This is a genomic window from Candidatus Vampirococcus lugosii (assembly GCF_018420025.1).
Classification (GTDB): domain Bacteria; phylum Patescibacteriota; class Gracilibacteria; order Absconditabacterales; family Absconditicoccaceae; genus Vampirococcus; species Vampirococcus lugosii.
This window is the reverse complement of record NZ_JAEDAM010000082.1, coordinates 1-4055: the sequence shown is the minus strand read 5'-3', so window position 1 is coordinate 4055 and position 4055 is coordinate 1. Positions and strand designations below refer to the sequence as shown.

The following is a 4055-nucleotide window of genomic DNA, read 5'->3' as shown; positions in this document are numbered from 1 at the left end:
ATGATAATTACAAGTTTTTCAGTTTATAGTTCAAGATTTAGATAGAATAAGTTAAAATTTGATTGTTTTCATCTATTTATAATCCAATTTCGTTTTTTTGAGTTAATTAATATTTGTATATTTCAATTGTAATGAATATTTATATTATATTTTTTGTTTCAATTATTTCACAATACTTCAAATATAATCTGTTCCAAAACAGAATTTCAATGAAATCTTATTTTTTTTGTATTTAAGAAATTTTTTATAGTTTTTGAAAATGCAAAATATCAATAATTCAAAGGTATTACAGTATCTACATTTGCATCTTTAAAATATCTTATATCAGTTTTTACAGTTTTATTTACCAAATCTTGTTTAAATCAAAGATTATACAAAAAATACTTCCATAAATTAACTTGTTTAAACCAAATATTGAAAGGAAAATTAAATTTTTTTATATTTTTTTGATTTGATCAAAGTTTATAATTAGATGAAAATTTATAAAAAAGTTCATTTATTTTTTCTCAATCACTAATATCTCAAATAAATCATAATTTACCTACCAAACTTTTTTGTAAACAAAAATTTAAATAATTAGAAAATATTGGTAATATTCTATTATCTCAAGATAAATATAATTCATAAATGGGTGGAATTATTACTTTTTGTACTCATTTATTAATTAAATAATTAATTCATCTATTAATATTTTCAAGTGAAAATCAAAATCATTTATCAGGATAAGGTCAATTTAACCAATCCAAATATATATCATACTCAATATTAAACTTATTTAAATAAGTCATAATATATAAATCATCAAAATAAGATGCAAGTAGACCTATTTTCATAAAAAATTAATAATTAATAAAATTTAAATAATACTAATCAATATCTACATAAGTTCATTTAATATTTTTTGAAAGAATTTTTTCAATATCATTTATTTTACAAACAAATATAGGAAGTTTTTCATCTTTTGCCAAAGCAATAGCACTCTGATCCATAATTTTCAATCATTTTCATAATGCATCTGATAATGTAATATTTTCATATTTTTTAGCATTATCAAATTTCTCTGGATCTTTATCATATATTCAATCTACTTTTGTTCATTTTACCATAAAATCACAATCTAATTCCAAAGCTCTAAGCACTGCTGCACTGTCTGTTGTATAATAAGGATTTCCACTACCAGCAACCGAAATTACTATTCTTCATTTTTCCAAATGTTTCAAAGCTCTTCTTCTCACAAAAGTTTCTGCAACTTTCGGTATATCCAAAGCTGACATAATTCTTACTTCATTTCAATTAGTTTCAATAGCATCTCAAAGAGCAATTCAATTCATAATGGTCGCCAACATTCACATATAATCAGCTTGTGATCTATCAAGTCAATTTGATGCACCACTAACTCATCTAAAAATATTTCATCATCAAATAACAATAATTATTTGTAATCATTTATATTTTGAAAGATAAACTAATTTTTTTGCAAGATCTTGTAAAAAATTAACATCAATTCAGTATTCTTTTTCTCATTGAAGTGCTTCTCAAGATAATTTAAATAAAATTCTTTTAATTTTGGATTTATATTTTCACATATTTTACTGTTTTATTAAAATAAATATTTATATAAAATATAATTTGAATTATAATTAAAAAATTATTTAAGTAAAGAAAAAAAATTATCTAAATAATTTAGATATTCTCTAGTTCTTACAATTTGTATATTATTTATATGTTGTAATCTTTCTTTACTAAATATTAAATTATTTTTATAAATATTATTTTTTAATAAATCTAATTGATTATTGATATTATCAATTTGTTCTGTAGCATTTTTATTATTTATATTAATAATATAAGCTATATATATCAAAAATATAAAAAAATTCTTTATATCATTTTCCATATCTATTTTTTCCAAAAGAAAAATTCTATCTTTAGGTTCTATTATTTTTTGAAATTTATCTTTATCAATTTTATTAAAATCTTTTTCTATATCTTGTATAGTCAATATTTGATTTTGATAAAAATTAATTCTATCTTCTATTTCAAAAAAGAATTGATTATTACCAAAAGAATTAATACTATCAATTAAATTTTTTATTATTTCTTTTACAAAATCATCCAAATTATCTGAATACAAATTTATTTGTATACTTGGAATTATATAATTTTTGGAATTACTAAAAATAAATTCTATTCTAAATTTATCAAAACTTATTATATTTATATTAGTATTTTTTAAATCATAATTAAACTCTTCAAACTTAATAAGTTTGTACAAAAGATTAAATTTAAAATTTTTTAATATAGAATCTTTTTTTGCCAATTCAAAATTTCTATTTTCTATAGGGAGTGGAAATCTATAAACAGATAAAATATTTATCATAATATATCTAATTTCATTTTAAATATTTTCTTAACTATCAAATCATTCTCATATATTATATATATTATACCTTGCAACTCATTTATTTGTAAGAAGATAAAGTACAGGAGCTTCTCAATCATCCACATATGCAGATATTATTTTTTCTGAACTATCAAATTTCAACGAAAAAAAGTATTGTAAAGTATAATCCATAATATAAGCAGTATTTGTTTTGTAAGGTGCCGAACGATATACAGTAAAAATATTATTATCTCTATCTAAAGTATACAAAAGATTAGATCAAGGATAAGATAAAACATCTACATCTTTTCAATAATCAGATATAACATCAGGTCATCAAGAAATAGGAACTGTACGAGCATTTAATTCATTTCAAGCTGATCATCTATGAAACTGTACAAGTTTATTAGCTCATACTGACCAAGTCAAAAAACTTCAATCAATAGAAATATTTGTAAATCAATTAGAAAATAAATTTTTATTATTTTCAAAAAAATCTTTATTTATATCATAATAAGTTGGTCTACCAAAAGATATTTGACTTCAAGGAGTATTTGAATACTTAGCAATAAATTGTCAATTTGCAAATCTTTCTTCATCATTAAATATAGTATAAAAATTACTAGATCAATATGTACCAATTCAAGTAATATTTGATTCAAATTCACTACTAGCAGATACTGTTTCAATTCAAGAATTAATTACATTAAATATTTCTCATTGAGAAGAAAAGCAATACATACCATCTTTCAAAAGATTTAAAGTACATCAATTTATATCTACAGGAATATCGTAATTAATACTTGTTCATCTTACATCATTATTAATTGCTTTTAATAAAGCTCATTTATTTCAAGATATATTTAATCAATTATTATATACAATACTATTTAATTCTCATAAAACTTCCAGTTCATCTTCAGTAAATGAATAAACATAATCAGATGAAACTCAAGAAATACTTACAATATTAAATCATTTTAAATATTCACTATTTAAAACAGTTTTTAATTGTTTTATATTTTGAGAAAATCTTCAGGTTTGTTCTAATAAATCTAATTTTTTTTCTATTTCTTTATATTTTTCCATTTTTTGATCAGAATCTGCTGGAATTCTTCTAAACAGATCTATATCTTTCGTCAAATCTTCTACTGTAAAATCAATAACAACTTGTCATTCAGGAGTATTAACTATATTTTCTTTATCTCATTCAATAAGTGTAGATAAAACAGCAAACAATAAATATATTACTAATACAATTCATAAAACTATAGATATAGGGAATTTATTGTCTACAAAAAAATCTTTCATTTTATAAATTTTTTTGTAATCATATCAGAATTTATTTTCTGTACTATCATCTTTAATGATTGAATCAAATTCAAGTCTAAAAAAAGATATAAAACTAATATTATTATTAGATATTCTTGATCTAACAAGCTCATCAAATTCTTTAAAATTATTTTCTATACTATTTTCTGTATCATTCAACAATTCTTGTAATTCAGATTTTTCAACTATATCAGAAACTTTACAAGCAACTGTCAATATTTTATCTCAATCTTCAAGTTCTCACTCTATAAATTCTGAAAAAATATTTATTTTTTCATTTCATTCCAAATCATTATCAACCATATAATTAACTTTTCAATCTCTGAAAATTACAGTGCTA

The 4055-nt window shown here is 20.5% G+C and carries 4 protein-coding genes; all 4 read right to left on the bottom strand.

All coding sequences use genetic code 25. From position 1 onward, the window contains the following. Positions 1–23: 23 nt before the first annotated feature. Positions 24–833, bottom strand: coding sequence for a hypothetical protein (locus VAMP_RS04790; RefSeq protein WP_213349811.1), 810 nt, complete (start codon positions 831–833; stop codon positions 24–26). 33 nt (positions 834–866) lie between these two features. Next, on the bottom strand, positions 867–1586 hold the full coding sequence (gene pyrH, locus VAMP_RS04785; RefSeq protein WP_213349810.1) for a UMP kinase: 720 nt from the start codon (positions 1584–1586) through the stop codon (positions 867–869). A 62-nt stretch (positions 1587–1648) separates the two neighbouring features. Beyond that, positions 1649–2380: a hypothetical protein gene (locus VAMP_RS04780; protein ID WP_213349809.1), complete on the bottom strand. Its 732-nt coding sequence runs from the start codon at positions 2378–2380 to the stop codon at positions 1649–1651. 30 nt (positions 2381–2410) lie between these two features. Further along, positions 2411–4055, bottom strand: a 1645-nt coding sequence (locus tag VAMP_RS04775) for a hypothetical protein (RefSeq protein WP_213349808.1), incomplete at its 5' end; no start/stop codon positions are given.